Raw genomic sequence first — 15864 nt, 5'->3', positions numbered from 1 at the left:
TTATGGCAAGATCACTTAAGAAAGGACCTTTCATCGCACATCATTTAGAAAAGAAGGTTCAGGCAAACATAGAACAAAATAAGAAGACAGTTATCAAAACATGGTCTAGAGCATCAATGATTTCTCCAGACATGGTAGGTCAAACTATCGCAGTACACAACGGGAAATCTTTTATCCCAGTTTATGTAACTGAAAACATGGTAGGACATAAGTTAGGCGAATTTTCTCCAACGAGATCTTTCAGAGGACACTCTGGTAACAAAAATAAAGGTAGCAGATAATCATGGGATCAAGAAAACAAGATAGCGCAATCGCAAGAAAAGAAGCTAACAAAGACGTTGTAAAAGCTTCATTAAACAATTGTCCGTCTTCTCCAAGAAAAATGAGACTCGTTGCTGATATCATCCGTGGAGAAAACGTAGATAAAGCCCTATATATCCTTAAATATTCTAAAAAAGATGCTTCTAACAAGTTAGAAAAACTTTTACTTTCGGCTATTGCTAACTGGCAAACTAAAAACGAAGGTGCTGACATAGAAGCTGCTAATCTTTTTGTAAAAGAAATTTATGTGGATAGTGCAAGACAACTTAAGAGATTAAGACCTGCACCACAAGGTAGAGGTTACAGAATTAGAAAAAGATCTAATCACGTAACATTAGTATTAGGTAACAAACAAGATAATCAATAATCAAAGGTATGGGACAGAAGACAAATCCAATTGGTAATAGATTAGGAATCATCAGAGGATGGGATTCTAACTGGTTTGGTGGAAACGATTATGGAGACAGAATCGCAGAAGACTACAAAATCAGAAGATACCTTGAAGCTAGATTATCTAAAGGTGGTATCTCTAGAATCTACATCGAGAGAACCCTAAAATTAGTAACAGTAACAATCACTACTGCAAGACCAGGTCTTATCATCGGTAAAGGTGGTCAAGAAGTTGATAAACTAAAAGAAGAATTGAAAAAGATTACTGATAAAGACATCCAAATCAATATCTTCGAAATCAAAAGACCAGAACTAGACGCAATTCTAGTTGCAGAAAGTATTGCTAAGCAAATAGAAAACAGAATCTCTTACAGAAGAGCTGTTAAAATGGCTATGACCAGCACTATGAGAATGGGTGCAGAAGGTATCAAAGTTCAAATCTCTGGTAGATTGAACGGAGCTGAAATGGCAAGAAGCGAGTCTTTCAAAGAAGGAAGAATCCCATTGTCTACTTTCAGAGCAGATATCGATTATCACATTGGTGAAGCACTTACTCAGTATGGTAAGCTAGGAGTGAAAGTTTGGATCATGAAAGGTGAAGTGTACGGCAAGAGAGAATTATCTCCACTTGTAGGACAACAGAAAAAAGCACCAGCTGGTAAAAAAAGAGACAGAAAATAATTAAAATTTTAGATTGAAATTTTGTTTTTTAAATTACCGTTACTTTTTTAAAATCTAAAATCTAAAATCTGAAATCTAAAATCTAAATTAGAAAACATGTTACAACCAAAAAGAACGAAATTCCGTCGTGTTCATAAAATGAAAATGAAGGGAAATGCGCAAAGAGGATCTCAATTAGCGTATGGAACTTTCGGAATTAAAGCTATAGACGGTGCTTGGATCACTGCAAGACAAATTGAAGCTGCGCGTATCGCTGCTACAAGATATATGAAAAGAGAAGGTCAACTATGGATTAAAATATTCCCAGATAAGCCTATTACTAAAAAACCAGCCGAAGTAAGGATGGGTAAAGGTAAAGGTGCTGTAGAATATTGGGTAGCTGTAGTAAAACCTGGTAAAATTATGTTTGAAGTAGGTGGAGTTCCTTATGAAATAGCTAAAGAGGCGTTAAGACTTGCAGCTCAGAAACTTCCAATAGTTACCAAATTTGTAGTAGCTAACGATTTTGTTCAACCTCAATAATCTTTGAAAAATGAAAAAAGCTGACATCAAAAATCTAAGCGCAGGAGATATTAAAAATCAATTAGCTGCTCTTAAAGCTGATTACACTAAAATGAAATTAGCGCACAGAATTAGCCCGATTGAAAATCCTATTCAAATCAGAGATTTAAGAAGAACAATCGCAAGACTTGAAACTGAGTTAACTAACAAACAATAATTTCATTTTATCATGGAAAGAAATTTAAGAAAAGAAAGAATCGGAATCGTTTCTAGCAATAAAATGGAAAAAACCATTGTAGTTAGTGAAACGATGAGAATGAAACATCCAATGTACGGTAAATTCGTATTAAAGACGAAAAAATATACCGCTCACGATGAAAACAATGAGTGCAACGAAGGGGATAAAGTTTTAATCCAAGAAACTAGACCTTTGAGTAAAAATAAAAGATGGAGATTAGTAAGTATAATTGAAAGAGCTAAGTAATGTTACAAACCGAATCAAGATTAAAAGTTGCTGATAACACTGGTGCAAAAGAAGTACTAGTAATCAGAGTTCTAGGTGGAACTAGAAGAAGATATGCTTCTGTAGGTGATAAAATCGTAGTTACTATCAAAGATTCTACTCCATCAGGAAATGCAAAAAAAGGACAAGTATCTAAAGCAGTTATCGTAAGAACTAAAAAAGCAGTTAGAAGAAAAGATGGTTCATACATCAAATTTGATGACAACGCTTGCGTTCTACTAAACGCTGCTGGAGAAATGAGAGGAACTCGTGTTTTCGGACCAGTTGCTCGTGAATTGAGAGACAAAGAATATATGAAAATCATTTCATTAGCTCCTGAAGTATTATAATTTTAAAAATTTTAGAAAAAATGGCAAAAGTTAAAATAAAAAGAGGAGATAACGTAATCGTTACTACTGGTAAAAACAAAGGTAGTAAAGGTGAAGTTCTAGAAGTGATTAAGAAAGAAAACGCTGATGCTAGAGTTATCGTAGCTGGTGTAAACGTTGTTAAAAAACACGTAAAACCATCTGCATCTAATCCTCAAGGCGGAATCGTAGAAAAAGAAGCATCTATTAATATTTCTAATGTATCTCTAGTAGATGCAAACGGAAAAGCTACAAAAGTAGCGTATAAAGTAGAAGGTGATAAAAAAGTAAGAATTGCTAAAACAACAGGTAAAGAAATCTAATTATGGAATACGTAGCAAGACCCAAAAAATTATATACAGAAAAAATTGTTCCAGCAATGATGGAAGAATTTGGGTACAAATCTATCATGCAAGTACCTAAATTAGAAAAAATTGTTGTGTCTCAAGGTTTAGGTGCTGCAACTGCAGACAAAAAAATCGTAGACTATGCAGTAGAAGAACTTACAGCTATCACTGGTCAAAAAGCAGTAGGAACTTTATCTAAAAAAGACGAGGCAGCTTTCAAATTAAGAAAAGGGATGCCAGTTGGTGCAAGAGTAACGCTTAGAGCAGAAAAAATGTACGAATTTTTAGATAGACTTACGTCATCTGCTTTACCAAGAATTAGAGATTTTAACGGTATCAAAGCCGATGGTTTCGATGGTAGAGGTAATTACAACTTAGGGATTACTGAGCAAATTATCTTCCCAGAAATCGTGATCGACAAAGTGAAAAAAATCCAAGGGATGGACATCACTTTCGTTACTACTGCTAAAACTGACAAAGAAGCAAAAGCATTATTAACTCATTTCGGTTTACCGTTTAAAAAGAACTAAGAAATGGCAAAAGAATCAATGAAAGCGCGTGAGCGCAAAAGAGAAGCACTAGTTGCTAAATATGCTGCTAAAAGAGCTGCCCTAAAAGAAGCAGGTGATTATGAAGCACTTCAGAAATTACCTAAAAACGCTTCTCCTGTAAGATTACACAACAGATGTAAATTAACAGGAAGACCAAGAGGTTACATGAGAACTTTCGGTATTTCGAGAGTTACTTTCAGAGAAATGGCTAACAATGGTCTTATCCCGGGAGTTAAAAAAGCAAGTTGGTAACAATTAGTTTTTAATCAAGATATTTAAGTTGCTTATGGCTTTTAGCCTCAAAATTAAAAGCCATCTGCAATACTGAATATCATTCACCAATAATAATTTAAAATAAAAAAATGGTAACAGATCCAATTTCAGATTTCCTAACTAGAGTAAGGAACGCACAAAGCGCAGGCCACAAAGTGGTGGAAATTCCTGCATCAAAAATCAAAAAGGAGATTACGAAAATCTTATTTGATCAAGGTTACATCTTAAACTACAAGTTTGAAGATAACGCTGTTCAAGGGACTATCAAAATCGCTTTGAAATATGATAAGCAAACTAACAAACCGGCTATTAAGTCTATCCAAAGAGCTTCTAGACCAGGTTTGAGAAAATACGCTGGTACAGAAGAATTACCAAGAGTATTAAACGGTTTAGGTGTAGCTATCATCTCTACTTCTAAGGGAGTAATGACTGATAAGAAAGCCAGAGAAGAAAAAGTAGGTGGCGAAGTAATCTGCTATGTTTATTAATTGTAAAAATTAGGAAGAAATGTCAAGAATTGGTAAATCAATTATAGAAATTCCTGCAGGTGTTACAGTTACTGTAAACGATAATGTAGTAACTGTGAAAGGTCCTAAAGGAGAACTTTCTCAAGAAATTACAGGCGGAATTACTCTTGAGCAAGAAGATGGTAAAATCACTGTAAGTAGACCATCTGAAGCTAAAAATCATAAAGCATTACACGGTCTTTATAGAGCGTTAATCAATAATATGGTGGTAGGAACCTCAGAAGGTTTCACCAAAAAATTAGAACTAGTAGGGGTAGGTTATAGAGCATCTCACTCTGGTCAAAAACTAGAATTAGCTCTAGGTTTCTCTCACGGTATCGTATTAGAACTTCCAAATGAAATTACAATTGATACTTTAACAGAAAAAGGTAAAAACCCAATCATCACTTTGTCATCTTATGACAAACAATTATTGGGAATGGTGGCTGCTAAAATTCGCTCATTCAGAAAACCAGAACCATACAAAGGTAAAGGTGTGAAATTCGTTGGTGAAATAATTAGACGTAAAGCTGGTAAATCTGCTTAAAAATTAAGACAATGGCATTAACAAAAGTACAAAAAAGAGATAGAATTAAAAGAAGAGTAAGAGGCAAAATCTCTGGAACTTCTTCAGCGCCAAGACTTTCTGTTTACAAGAGTAACAAAGAAATCTACGCTCAATTAATTGACGATAAAGAAGGTAAAACTTTAGTAGCTGCTTCTTCTAGAGAGAAAGGAGTAGATGCTAATGGAACTAAAACTGAAGTTGCAACTGCAGTAGGTAAGAAAATTGCTGAAAAAGCTTTAGCTGCTGGATTTGAAAAAGTAGTTTTTGATAGAAACGGTTTCGTATATCACGGTAGAGTAAAAGCTCTTGCAGACGGTGCTAGAGAAGGTGGTTTGAAATTTTAAAAATTAAAAAATTATGTTAGGATTAGATAATATAGAAAGAGTAAAACCAGGTGGTCTAGAACTTAAAGATCGTCTAGTTGCCGTAAACAGAGTAACTAAAGTAACCAAAGGAGGTAGAGCTTTCGGATTTTCTGCAATCGTAGTAGTAGGTAATGAAGACGGTGTAATCGGTTTCGGTTTAGGTAAATCTAAAGAAGTTGCTTCTGCTATTGCTAAAGCAGTAGAAGATGCTAAGAAAAATTTAGTGAAAGTTCCTGTAATGAATCATACAATCCCTCACCAAACTTCTGCTAGATACGGTGGTGCTGATATCTTCTTAAGACCAGCTTCTCACGGTACAGGATTAATCGCAGGTGGTGCGGTAAGAGCGGTACTAGAATCTGCAGGAGTACATGATGTACTTTCAAAATCTAAAGGTTCTTCTAACCCTCACAATGTGGTAAAGGCAACTTTCAAAGCATTGTTAGATATCAGAAGACCAGAAGAAATTGCAAGAATGAGAGGAATTTCTTTAACTAAAGTGTTTAACGGTTAATTTTTTATATCATGGCAACAATTAAAATCAAACAAGTAAGAAGTGCTATCAAAAGACCTAAAGTACAAAAAGATACTTTAGTAGCTCTTGGTCTTAAAAAATTAAACCAAGTTGTAGAACACGAAGCTACTCCATCTATCTTAGGTATGGTAGCTGCAGTGAGACATTTAGTAGAAGTACAGGAAAACTAATTAAATTTTAACAAAATGAATTTAAATAATATTCAACCAGCATCTGGAGCTACTCATAATTCAAAAAGAGTAGGTAGAGGACAAGGTAGTGGCAAAGGTGGTACATCTACAAAAGGTCACAAAGGTCAAAAATCAAGAGCTGGTTACTCACAGAAAATAGGTTTTGAAGGTGGTCAGATGCCTTTACAAAGAAGATTACCAAAATTCGGATTTAATAACATTAACAGAAAAGAATACAGAGCTATTAATCTTGATACTATTCAAGCATTAGTAGACGCTAAAAATCTTTCTGAAGTTACTAAAGAAGTATTGGTAGAAAATGGTTTATCTTCTAAAAATGAATTAGTGAAAATTATGGGTAGAGGAGAACTTAAATCTTCTGTTTCTATTTCTGCTAACAAATTCACTAAATCTGCTGAAGAGGCAATCTCTAAAGCAGGAGGTAAAGCGATCACTCTTTAATAAAAACAAATGAAAGGTTTTATTCAAACACTTAAAAACATCTGGAGTTTACAAGAATTGAGGGACAAGATTATTGTCACTCTTTCTTTGATTCTAGTATATAGATTTGCTTCTTATATTTCTCTACCAGCTATTAACATGGCAGAAGTAGGAAATTTATTAGATCATTTTCAAAAACAAGGTGGCGGTAAACAAGCTGCAGGTCTATTAGGTCTATTATCATCATTTACTGGAGGAGCTTTCAGTCATGCTTCAATCATGGCTTTAGGAATCATGCCGTACATTTCTGCATCTATTATTGTGCAGCTTATGGGAATGGCAATTCCTTATTTACAGAAACTTCAGAAAGATGGTGAAAGTGGTAGAAAAACCTTAAATCAAATTACAAGATGGTTAACAATAGGTGTTTGTCTCGTACAAGCACCATTTTACCTAGGTACTATTACACAGGTTTTTTTACCTTACGAACAATTTAGATCTGCGTATTATATTGATCCGCAATCTATTGCATTTTATGTTCCAAGTGTAGTGATATTAGTTGCAGGTTCTATCTTTGCAATGTGGTTAGGAGAAAAAATTACAGATAAAGGCATTGGTAACGGGATTTCTATCTTAATTATGGTAGGGATTTTAGCTGGTTTACCAACTGCATTTTTACAAGAATTTACTACTCAAACAGGAAACGGAGGTCTAGGAAGCATCATGATTCTTATCGAAGTTTTATTCTGGTTGGTAGTAATCTTATTAGCAATTGTACTTTCAGTTGCGGTAAGAAAAATTCCTATTCAGTATGTAAGTAGAGCTCACGCAACAGGTGGTTCAAACAGAAATTTATTACAAGGAGCAAGACAATGGATTCCTCTAAAAGTAAATGCATCTGGAGTAATGCCACTAATTTTCGCACAAGCATTAATGTTTGTTCCTGGTTTGTTAACTAAATTCGATGATACCAATACTTTCTTAGCAGGATTCAAAAATCCATTCAGCTGGCAGTATAATGTATTATTAGTAATTTTAATTATCATCTTCTCTTATTTCTACACAGCCATCACTATTCCAGTGAATCAAATGGCAGATGACTTAAAGAGAAATGGAGGTTTAATACCGAAAGTAAGACCAGGACAAGAGACTGCAAATTACTTAGATGATATTTTATCTAAAATAACCTTGCCGGGTGCGTTTTTTTTATCTATCTTTGCAATCCTTCCAGCTTTAGTGCATGGAGGCTTTGTTCAGACTGAAGGATTCTCCCATTTTTTCGGAGGAACTTCTTTATTGATCATGGTAGGAGTAATTTTAGATACAGTTCAGCAAATCAATACGTATTTGTTGAACCATCACTATGATGGATTGATGCAATCTAAATTATCTAGAACATCAAACTTATAAAAAACATCTATGGCAAAACAAAAACATATAGAACAAGATGGCGTTATAGTGGAAGCACTATCTAACGCCATGTTCCGTGTGGAACTGGAAAATGGGCATGTTCTCATCGCTCATATTTCAGGGAAAATGAGAATGCATTACATAAAACTTTTACCAGGAGACAAGGTAAAATTAGAACTCTCTCCTTATGATTTATCAAAAGGAAGAATAACATTTAGATATTAAATTAAATACTAATGAAAGTTAGAGCATCAATTAAAAAAAGAAGTGCAGATTGCAAAATCGTAAGAAGAAAAGGCAGATTGTACATTATTAACAAGAAGAACCCAAAATTTAAACAAAGACAAGGCTAAAATTAAATTATGGCGAGAATTTCAGGTATTGATTTACCAAAAAACAAAAGAGGCGTTATCGGTTTAACTTACATTTACGGAATTGGTAGAAGCACAGCTTCTGAAATCCTTAAAAATGCCGGTATCAGCGAAGACAAGAAAGTCAACGAATGGAATGACGATGAATTGGCTGCAATCAGAAATTACATCACTGAAAACATTAAAGTAGAAGGTGAATTACGTTCTGAAGTGCAATTGAACATCAAGAGATTGATGGACATAGGTTGCCAACGAGGAATACGTCACAGACTGGGATTACCTTTAAGAGGCCAAAGAACGAAAAACAATTCTAGAACCCGTAAAGGAAAGAGAAAAACAGTTGCTAACAAGAAAAAAGCAAGTAAATAATCTTTAGATTAGAATTATGGCAAAACAAACTAAAGTAGTTAAAAAAAGAAAAGTAAAAGTAGAAGCAATTGGTGAAGCACATATCCAAGCTTCTTTCAATAATATTATTATTTCTTTGACAAACAAAAACGGAGAAGTAATTTCTTGGTCTTCTGCCGGTAAAATGGGATTCAGAGGTTCTAAAAAGAATACTCCATTCGCAGCTCAAATGGCTGCAGAAAATTGCTCTTCAGTAGCTTACGAAGCTGGTTTAAGAAGAGTAAAGGTGTTTGTGAAAGGTCCAGGTGCAGGTAGAGAATCTGCTATCAGATCTATTCACAATTCAGGAATTGAAGTTTCAGAAATCATTGACGTGACTCCTATGCCACACAATGGATGTAGACCACCTAAAAGAAGAAGAGTTTAATTTTTAGAAATTTAACCTATGGCAAGATATATTGGACCAAAAACTAAAATTGCACGTAAATTTGGTGCTGCAATTTACGGAGACGATAAAAGTTTCGAAAAAAGAAAAAATCAACCACCAGGACAACACGGACCTAACAAAAGAAGAGGTGCTAAAAAATCTGAATATGCTGTACAGTTAGCTGAAAAACAAAAAGCTAAATATACTTACGGTATCTTAGAAAGACAATTTGCAAACCTTTTCGATAAAGCGCACAGAAGCAAAGGCGTTACAGGTGAGGTTCTTTTACAATTATGTGAATCTAGATTAGATAACGTAGTATACAGATTAGGTTTTTCTAAAACCAGAGCTGGTGCTAGACAGTTAGTTTCTCACAGACACGTAACAGTAAACGGAGAAATTGTAAACATCCCTTCATATTTATTAAAAGCAGGTGACGTAATCGCTATTAGAGAAAAATCTAAATCTCTAGAAGTAATTGCTGATTCATTAGCTTCTAAATCATCTTATGAATGGTTACAATTTAACGACGAAAAGAAAGAAGGTACTTTTATCTCAGCTCCTGAAAGAATTCAGATCCCTGAAGATATCAAAGAACAGCTAATCGTCGAATTATACTCTAAATAATTTTAATCAAATTTTTGCTCAACCCAATATTATGGCAATTTTACAATTCATAAAACCCGACAAAGTAATTCTACTTAATTCTACGGATTTCAAAGGTCAATTCGAATTTAGACCATTAGAGCCAGGATTCGGACTTACTATCGGTAATGCTTTGAGAAGAGTTTTACTTTCTTCTCTAGAAGGATATGCTATCACATCTATCAAAATAGAAGGAGTAGAGCACGAATTTTCAACAATTCCAGGTGTAATAGAAGATGTTACTGAAATCATCCTTAACCTTAAGCAATTAAGACTTAAAGCAAAAGTAGAAAACGCATCAGCAGAACAAGTAAGTGTGAAAATTTCTGGTAAAGAAGTAATCACTGCGGGTGATTTTGCTAGCTCGATGAATAACTTCGAGGTACTTAATCCAGACTTAGTAATCTGCAACTTGACAAAAGAGGTGTCTTTCGAAATGAATTTCAACATCGACAAAGGAAGAGGTTATGTTCCTTCAGAACAAAACAAATCTAACAACGCACCTATAGGAACGATTGCAATTGACTCTATCTTTACTCCTATTAAGAAAGTTCAATATAGCATTGAAAACTATCGTGTAGAGCAAAAAACAGACTACGAAAAACTAGTATTAGACATTGAGACGGATGGTTCTATCACCCCTCAAAATGCTTTAACTGAAGCTTCTAAGATATTAATTTATCATTTCATGTTATTCTCTGATGAGAGAATCACTCTAGAAACTGAAGCTGTAAAAGCATCAATCCAATACGATGAAGAAACCCTTCACACAAGACAATTACTTAAGTCTAAATTAGCAGATATGGATCTTTCTGTGAGAGCTCTTAACTGTCTAAAAGCAGCTGAAGTAGAAACTCTAGGTGAACTAGTTTCTTATAGTAAGTCTGATTTGATGAAATTCAGAAATTTCGGTAAGAAATCATTGACAGAACTTGAAGAACTTGTTCACTCAAAAGGACTAAACTTCGGGTTTGATGTTGCAAAATATAAGTTAGACGCTGATAAATAATCCTTAACAATGAGACACGGAAAAAAATTCAATCACTTAGGTAGAACAGCCTCTCACAGAAGCGCTTTGCTTTCTAACATGGCATGCTCACTAATTGAACATAAAAGAATAAATACTACTGTTGCTAAAGCTAAAGCTTTAAGAGTATACGTAGAACCTATCTTAACTAAAGCTAAAGAAGATACTACGCACAACAGAAGAATTGCTTTCTCTTACTTACAAAGTAAAGAAGCAGTTGCAGAACTTTTCAGAACTGTAGCTCCTAAAATTGCTACCAGAAATGGTGGTTATACTAGAATCATCAAGACTGGTTTCAGACCTGGTGATGCTGCAGATACTGCATTAATCGAGCTTGTAGATTTCAATGAACTTTACAATCCTAATGCTGAAGAGAAAAAAGCAACTAGAAGAAGCAGAAGATCTACTAAGAAAGAAGCTGCTGTAGTAGCTGCTCCAGTTGTAGAAGAAACTGCTGTAGTAGAAGAGCCAAAAGCTGAAGCTACTGAAGAAAAAACTGAAGAATAATTTTCAGAATTTCTATAAATAAAAAAACCATTCAGATTTCTGAATGGTTTTTTTATGCTTATTTTTTACGATTTAACTCGAAAACTTGTCCGTTTTGGGTAATGGTTAATAAATCGCCTTTAGATATTGCCTTTATACCATCTTTTTCATAAATATCACTTTCTATCTCGGGTAATTCTATCTTGAGTTTATTTCTTTCGATAAGGATGAAGTTACCTTCTTTATTTCCCGTAGTAAAAGTTACACTCGCTTCTGTACCGTCAAAAGCACGATAAACGTACTCCTTTTTTTCAATTTTATTTTCGGTTTTGGTAATCTTGCCCTCCAAATTGGGTTTTTCTAAAATTACAGAATCTGTTTTGCTTACTCCATTAGCATCTATTGTTTTGATTATTTTTACTTCCTTTTCTATAGCAGTTTTGCTTTCTTTATCACAGCTGATAATGCCTATGAAGCCTAATATTAAGATATAGTTAAAAGATTTTTTCATTGCAATTTTTTAAAAATTAATAAGTATCTTTAAATAAAATTTGAAGGATTTTATGTTTTAAAAATACAAAAAATACCCTACAAAAATCATAAACTTACATTGCTAAATTATGCGTAAATTTGCAATGCAAAAAATAAGAAAAGAGCTGGTCTTCATTTTTTTGAAAGATAAGCCCTACAATAGAAACTTTAAAATAGAATAATATGAGTTACATTTCATTTATTGAAGCAAGACAAATTTTGGATTCTAGAGGAAATCCAACTGTAGAAGTTGATGTATTTACCGAAAGCGGTGCAATGGGACGTGCAGCTGTTCCTTCTGGTGCTTCTACCGGAGAACACGAAGCAGTAGAATTGCGCGATGGCGGTTCAGAATATATGGGGAAAGGCGTATTGAAGGCCGTAGAAAATGTAAAAGAAGTAATCGCTCCAGAATTAGTAGGACTTCCAGTTTTTGACCAAAATCTTATCGATCAAATTATGATTGATTTAGATGGTACAAACAACAAAGGAAATTTAGGTGCTAATGCTATTTTAGGAGTTTCTTTAGCTGCTGCTAAAGCTGCTGCTGCTGAATTAAGACAACCTCTTTACAAATATATTGGTGGTGTAAATGCTAATACGCTTCCTGTTCCTATGATGAATGTAATTAATGGCGGTTCTCACTCAGATGCGCCTATTGCATTCCAAGAATTTATGATTATGCCAGTAAAAGCAGATTCTTTCTCTCACGCTTTGAGAAAAGGAACTGAAATTTTCCATAATCTTAAATCTATTCTTCATGATAGAGGTTTATCTACAGCAGTAGGTGACGAAGGTGGTTTCGCGCCAACTTTCAAAGGAACTGAAGATGCTTTAGATACTTTACTAAAAGCAATCGAAAAAGCAGGATATAAGCCAGGTGATGATGTAATGATTGCATTAGACTGTGCTTCTTCAGAATTCTACAAAGATGGAATCTACGATTATAGAAAATTCCAAACTCCAGATTCTGCACAATTTACAAGCAGCGAACAAGTTTCTTACTTAGCAGAATTGGTAAATAAATATCCAATTATCTCTATTGAAGATGGTATGCAAGAAAACGACTGGGAAGGTTGGAAAATGTTAACGGATAAAATCGGTGATAGAGTACAATTAGTAGGAGACGATTTATTTGTAACAAACGTAGAAAGACTTTCTAGAGGAGTTAAAGAAAATATCGCTAACTCTATCTTGGTTAAAGTAAACCAAATCGGTTCATTATCTGAAACTTTAGCAGCAGTACAAATGGCTCAGCATAATAAGTATACTTCTGTAATGTCTCACAGATCTGGTGAAACTGAAGATGCTACAATTGCAGATTTAGCGGTAGCTTGCAACTGTGGTCAGATTAAAACAGGTTCTGCTTCTCGTTCTGATAGAATGGCGAAGTATAACCAATTATTAAGAATCGAAGAAGCTCTAGGCGAAAATGCAATTTTCCCAGGGTTAGATGCTTTTAAATTTAAAAGATAATATATCTGCATAAATCTGAAAAACCTCCTACTTTAGGAGGTTTTTTTGTGGATTCTTCATAGTAATTTTATTTTTAAAAACAGCAACTATATCAATTTAGCAAGTTTATTACAGATATAGTAAAAATAAATAGGTTTGCATAATAGAAAGTTTTCGGTAAAATTCTTTTTTTTGTATTTTTACTGAAAATATATTATAAAACATGTCAGATAATAAAGTTATACTCAATTACGACGGAAATTCTTATGAGTATCCTATCGTAGAAAGCACAATTGGTGATAGAGGTATTGATATTTCTAAATTGAGAGATCAAACCGGACTTATTACTTTAGACCTAGGCTATAAAAATACAGGAGCCACTTTAAGTGATATTACTTACTTAGATGGTGATTTGGGAGAACTTTTCTACAGAGGTTATCCTATTGAGCAAATTGCTGAGAAATCTAATTTTTCTGAAGTAATGTACTTATTGCTTCACGGTGAATTACCAAACGCTTCTCAGTTTACACAGTTCGAGAACAACATTAAGAATTACAACTTCGTAGCCGAAGAAATGAAAAAAATTCTTGATGCTTTCCCTCGTTCTGCGCATCCAATGGGTGTACTTTCTGCTCTTACTTCTGCGCTTACAGCATTTAACCCAAAAGCTGTAGACGTAAAATCTAAAGAAGAAATGGACCATGCTGCAGAATTATTATTGGCTAAATTCGCTCATCTTTGTGCTTGGACTTACAGAAAAACAAATGGTTTCCCGCTTAACCACGGAGATAACAGTCTAAATTATGTAGAGAATTTCTACAAAATGACTTTCAGAAAACCATACGAAGAGTTCGAAATTGATCCAGTAGTGGTAGCTGCGCTAGACAAACTATTAATTCTACACGCAGACCACGAACAAAACTGTTCTACTTCTACAGTAAGAATGGTAGGTTCTGCTCACACAGGTTTATTTGCATCTATTTCTGCGGGAGTTTCTGCATTGTGGGGACCACTTCATGGTGGTGCAAACCAAGCAGTAATCGAAATGCTAGAAATGATTGAAAAAGACGGTGGAGATGTTGCTAAATATGTACAAAAAGCAAAAGATAAAGAAGACAGCTTCAGATTAATGGGATTCGGGCATAGAGTTTATAAAAACTTTGACCCAAGAGCTAAAATCATCAAAAAAGCTGCAGACGATATCTTAAACAAACTAGGAGTTCACGACAAAGCTCTGGACATTGCAATGCAATTAGAAAGAGTAGCGCTAGAAGATGATTACTTCGTAGAAAGAAAACTATATCCAAACGTAGATTTCTACTCTGGTATTATCTACAGAGCATTAGGAATTCCTACAGAAATGTTTACAGTAATGTTCGCATTAGGACGTTTACCAGGATGGATTTCTCAGTGGAAAGAAATGCGTCTTCACGGTGACCCAATTGGTAGACCAAGACAAGTGTATCAAGGTGCTCCAAAACGTGACTACGTTCCTATGGAAAACAGATAATTTTAATAAAATTATAAAAAGGAAACCTCTCAAATTTTGGGAGGTTTTTTGTTTTTATTGAGAAGAAAGATGATTGAATTAAGCTGTAAAAGATCTGCTTTGAAAATGATATTCGCTCTTTTGTAATTTGGCGAGGTTCAAAAAGCATTGATTTTATTTTTCTTGTGTAATAAAACGTGTATCTACTAAATTTCTAGTCTTCTTGTAATTTCGTATTTTTTAAATCATTGAACTTCTTATACATTTCAGAATCAAAATATGACAAAGCAACTATTTCAGAATTGTTGATGACTAGATCTACGTTTAAATCGGCGATATTTAGTGTTTCGCCGTTTCTTACATATTCGGCATAAACAGTTAAATAGTGAGTTGTATATTCAACTTCTTTTTCGTCATTTCTATAACCACTCATGACAGGTATAACCCTTATGTAATTTGAAATTGATGGTATTGGTAATTCTTTTACCCAAGCAACATATACTTTATCATTTTTTAAAGTTATTTGCAACATTCTTGTATGCTCAAAAGAACTTTTTAAAAGAAGTTCAAACTCGTTTCCAACTGATTTAATCGCCTTTTTAATAAACTTTTCTTTATCTAATAAAAAATTTACGCCTTCAGTGAAAATGACAGTTAATAATAAAGTAGCTAGCGAAGTTCCAATATATTGAGTTTTTATTGGAAATTTAGAATATATTAAATTAAAAATATCTTTTGGTATAATAAATTCAACAAAAAGTCGAATACAATAAGTAATTACAGAAATACAAACAGCTAATAGTATACTTTCAAATATTAATCTTTGTCTATCTAAACGTTGTTGTTTGTATTTGAAAGGATAGAATCGAGTTAATAAGTAGTAACCCGCCACTAATGGAAGTATTAATAAATTCCAAGGCATAAATTAAACTTTTTCAGTTGTTGCTTTCCTTAATTTACGCTTTTCAATATCCTTTATTAAATCAGAATCTAAAAGAATTCTAATGGTGTGTTTAATATCTTTTTGTTTAAAAAAGTCAGATGTTTTTATATATAGTCTACCTTCTTTAGTAGCTTTAATAAATTTATTTTTTCTTTCTGTACTCATAACAAGAAATTTTAGTTCTTCAAATATACTATAAATTTTATTCCAAAG

The 15864-nt window shown here is 33.8% G+C and carries 29 protein-coding genes; 26 read left to right on the top strand and 3 right to left on the bottom strand.

The window, feature by feature from the left end; translation table 11 throughout:
• Nucleotides 1-2: 2 nt before the first annotated feature.
• From rpsS to rplQ, 24 genes are all read left to right on the top strand, one after another.
• Nucleotides 3-281 carry a 30S ribosomal protein S19 gene (gene rpsS / locus ACT53I_RS09635; RefSeq protein ID WP_069800889.1) on the top strand — a complete coding sequence of 93 codons (279 nt, stop codon included), beginning with the start codon at nucleotides 3-5 and terminating at the stop codon, nucleotides 279-281.
• A 2-nt stretch (nucleotides 282-283) separates the two neighbouring features.
• Nucleotides 284-688, top strand: a complete 405-nt coding sequence (gene rplV / locus ACT53I_RS09630; protein ID WP_069800891.1) for a 50S ribosomal protein L22 — start codon at nucleotides 284-286, stop codon at nucleotides 686-688.
• 8 nt (nucleotides 689-696) lie between these two features.
• Nucleotides 697-1392, top strand: coding sequence for a 30S ribosomal protein S3 (gene rpsC, locus ACT53I_RS09625; protein ID WP_069800893.1), 696 nt, complete (start codon nucleotides 697-699; stop codon nucleotides 1390-1392).
• 96 nt (nucleotides 1393-1488) lie between these two features.
• Nucleotides 1489-1914: a 50S ribosomal protein L16 gene (gene rplP, locus ACT53I_RS09620; protein WP_069800895.1), complete on the top strand. Its 426-nt coding sequence runs from the start codon at nucleotides 1489-1491 to the stop codon at nucleotides 1912-1914.
• A gap of 10 nt (nucleotides 1915-1924) precedes the next feature.
• The gene (gene rpmC / locus ACT53I_RS09615) at nucleotides 1925-2110 is read left to right on the top strand and encodes a 50S ribosomal protein L29 (RefSeq protein ID WP_069800897.1); all 186 of its coding nucleotides are present in this window, start codon (nucleotides 1925-1927) and stop codon (nucleotides 2108-2110) included.
• A gap of 9 nt (nucleotides 2111-2119) precedes the next feature.
• The gene (gene rpsQ, locus ACT53I_RS09610; protein WP_104793860.1) at nucleotides 2120-2377 is read left to right on the top strand and encodes a 30S ribosomal protein S17; all 258 of its coding nucleotides are present in this window, start codon (nucleotides 2120-2122) and stop codon (nucleotides 2375-2377) included.
• Complete coding sequence (gene rplN / locus ACT53I_RS09605) at nucleotides 2377-2745, top strand: 50S ribosomal protein L14 (protein ID WP_069800901.1); 369 nt, start codon at nucleotides 2377-2379, stop codon at nucleotides 2743-2745. The genes rpsQ and rplN overlap by 1 nt, the downstream gene beginning before the upstream one ends.
• A gap of 20 nt (nucleotides 2746-2765) precedes the next feature.
• Nucleotides 2766-3086 carry a 50S ribosomal protein L24 gene (gene rplX, locus ACT53I_RS09600; protein WP_104793861.1) on the top strand — a complete coding sequence of 107 codons (321 nt, stop codon included), beginning with the start codon at nucleotides 2766-2768 and terminating at the stop codon, nucleotides 3084-3086.
• A gap of 2 nt (nucleotides 3087-3088) precedes the next feature.
• The gene (gene rplE, locus ACT53I_RS09595) at nucleotides 3089-3640 is read left to right on the top strand and encodes a 50S ribosomal protein L5 (RefSeq protein ID WP_069800905.1); all 552 of its coding nucleotides are present in this window, start codon (nucleotides 3089-3091) and stop codon (nucleotides 3638-3640) included.
• A 3-nt stretch (nucleotides 3641-3643) separates the two neighbouring features.
• Nucleotides 3644-3913 (top strand): 30S ribosomal protein S14, encoded by a 270-nt coding sequence (gene rpsN, locus ACT53I_RS09590; protein WP_069800908.1) that lies wholly within the window; start codon nucleotides 3644-3646, stop codon nucleotides 3911-3913.
• Between the two features lie 110 nt (nucleotides 3914-4023).
• The gene (gene rpsH, locus ACT53I_RS09585) at nucleotides 4024-4422 is read left to right on the top strand and encodes a 30S ribosomal protein S8 (RefSeq protein WP_069800910.1); all 399 of its coding nucleotides are present in this window, start codon (nucleotides 4024-4026) and stop codon (nucleotides 4420-4422) included.
• Between the two features lie 19 nt (nucleotides 4423-4441).
• Nucleotides 4442-4987, top strand: a complete 546-nt coding sequence (gene rplF, locus ACT53I_RS09580) for a 50S ribosomal protein L6 (protein ID WP_476079486.1) — start codon at nucleotides 4442-4444, stop codon at nucleotides 4985-4987.
• 11 nt (nucleotides 4988-4998) lie between these two features.
• Entirely contained in the window at nucleotides 4999-5352 is a 354-nt protein-coding gene (gene rplR / locus ACT53I_RS09575; RefSeq protein WP_069800914.1) for a 50S ribosomal protein L18, read from the top strand.
• A gap of 13 nt (nucleotides 5353-5365) precedes the next feature.
• Nucleotides 5366-5887 (top strand): 30S ribosomal protein S5, encoded by a 522-nt coding sequence (rpsE, locus tag ACT53I_RS09570; RefSeq protein WP_069800916.1) that lies wholly within the window; start codon nucleotides 5366-5368, stop codon nucleotides 5885-5887.
• 11 nt (nucleotides 5888-5898) lie between these two features.
• Nucleotides 5899-6078 (top strand): 50S ribosomal protein L30, encoded by a 180-nt coding sequence (gene rpmD, locus ACT53I_RS09565; RefSeq protein WP_069800918.1) that lies wholly within the window; start codon nucleotides 5899-5901, stop codon nucleotides 6076-6078.
• 15 nt (nucleotides 6079-6093) lie between these two features.
• Nucleotides 6094-6540 (top strand): 50S ribosomal protein L15, encoded by a 447-nt coding sequence (rplO, locus tag ACT53I_RS09560; RefSeq protein WP_213190004.1) that lies wholly within the window; start codon nucleotides 6094-6096, stop codon nucleotides 6538-6540.
• Nucleotides 6541-6549: 9 nt separating this feature from the next.
• Entirely contained in the window at nucleotides 6550-7929 is a 1380-nt protein-coding gene (gene secY, locus ACT53I_RS09555; protein WP_069800922.1) for a preprotein translocase subunit SecY, read from the top strand.
• A gap of 9 nt (nucleotides 7930-7938) precedes the next feature.
• Nucleotides 7939-8154, top strand: coding sequence for a translation initiation factor IF-1 (gene infA / locus ACT53I_RS09550; RefSeq protein ID WP_004917349.1), 216 nt, complete (start codon nucleotides 7939-7941; stop codon nucleotides 8152-8154).
• 11 nt (nucleotides 8155-8165) lie between these two features.
• Entirely contained in the window at nucleotides 8166-8282 is a 117-nt protein-coding gene (ykgO, locus tag ACT53I_RS09545) for a type B 50S ribosomal protein L36 (protein ID WP_004917354.1), read from the top strand.
• 9 nt (nucleotides 8283-8291) lie between these two features.
• Nucleotides 8292-8669 carry a 30S ribosomal protein S13 gene (rpsM, locus tag ACT53I_RS09540; protein WP_069800924.1) on the top strand — a complete coding sequence of 126 codons (378 nt, stop codon included), beginning with the start codon at nucleotides 8292-8294 and terminating at the stop codon, nucleotides 8667-8669.
• Between the two features lie 16 nt (nucleotides 8670-8685).
• Nucleotides 8686-9075, top strand: coding sequence for a 30S ribosomal protein S11 (gene rpsK, locus ACT53I_RS09535; RefSeq protein ID WP_069800926.1), 390 nt, complete (start codon nucleotides 8686-8688; stop codon nucleotides 9073-9075).
• 18 nt (nucleotides 9076-9093) lie between these two features.
• The gene (gene rpsD / locus ACT53I_RS09530) at nucleotides 9094-9702 is read left to right on the top strand and encodes a 30S ribosomal protein S4 (RefSeq protein WP_213190001.1); all 609 of its coding nucleotides are present in this window, start codon (nucleotides 9094-9096) and stop codon (nucleotides 9700-9702) included.
• A gap of 31 nt (nucleotides 9703-9733) precedes the next feature.
• A complete protein-coding gene (locus ACT53I_RS09525) occupies nucleotides 9734-10729 on the top strand; it encodes a DNA-directed RNA polymerase subunit alpha (RefSeq protein WP_213196882.1) in 996 nt (331 codons plus the stop codon).
• A 9-nt stretch (nucleotides 10730-10738) separates the two neighbouring features.
• Nucleotides 10739-11254, top strand: a complete 516-nt coding sequence (gene rplQ, locus ACT53I_RS09520) for a 50S ribosomal protein L17 (RefSeq protein ID WP_371462871.1) — start codon at nucleotides 10739-10741, stop codon at nucleotides 11252-11254.
• A 58-nt stretch (nucleotides 11255-11312) separates the two neighbouring features.
• Here the strand turns inward: rplQ and ACT53I_RS09515 are convergent, their stop codons facing one another.
• Nucleotides 11313-11744, bottom strand: coding sequence for a DUF1655 domain-containing protein (locus ACT53I_RS09515; RefSeq protein ID WP_476079485.1), 432 nt, complete (start codon nucleotides 11742-11744; stop codon nucleotides 11313-11315).
• 203 nt (nucleotides 11745-11947) lie between these two features.
• Here ACT53I_RS09515 and eno point away from each other — a divergent pair, with 203 nt between their 5' ends.
• Nucleotides 11948-13240: a phosphopyruvate hydratase gene (gene eno, locus ACT53I_RS09510; protein WP_476079484.1), complete on the top strand. Its 1293-nt coding sequence runs from the start codon at nucleotides 11948-11950 to the stop codon at nucleotides 13238-13240.
• A gap of 202 nt (nucleotides 13241-13442) precedes the next feature.
• Complete coding sequence (locus tag ACT53I_RS09505; RefSeq protein ID WP_476079483.1) at nucleotides 13443-14729, top strand: citrate synthase; 1287 nt, start codon at nucleotides 13443-13445, stop codon at nucleotides 14727-14729.
• Nucleotides 14730-14922: 193 nt separating this feature from the next.
• On the opposite strand, the gene ACT53I_RS09500 is transcribed toward ACT53I_RS09505, so the two are convergent.
• Together ACT53I_RS09500 and ACT53I_RS09495 are read right to left on the bottom strand one after the other, a co-directional pair.
• Entirely contained in the window at nucleotides 14923-15630 is a 708-nt protein-coding gene (locus ACT53I_RS09500) for a hypothetical protein (protein ID WP_476079482.1), read from the bottom strand.
• Nucleotides 15631-15633: 3 nt separating this feature from the next.
• A complete protein-coding gene (locus tag ACT53I_RS09495; RefSeq protein ID WP_476079481.1) occupies nucleotides 15634-15816 on the bottom strand; it encodes a hypothetical protein in 183 nt (60 codons plus the stop codon).
• Nucleotides 15817-15864 lie beyond the last annotated feature (48 nt).

Source organism: Cloacibacterium sp. DMC96 (genome assembly GCF_056313765.1).
Note: the sequence above shows the minus strand (reverse complement) of the source record. Positions and strands in the feature narration are given on the sequence as shown.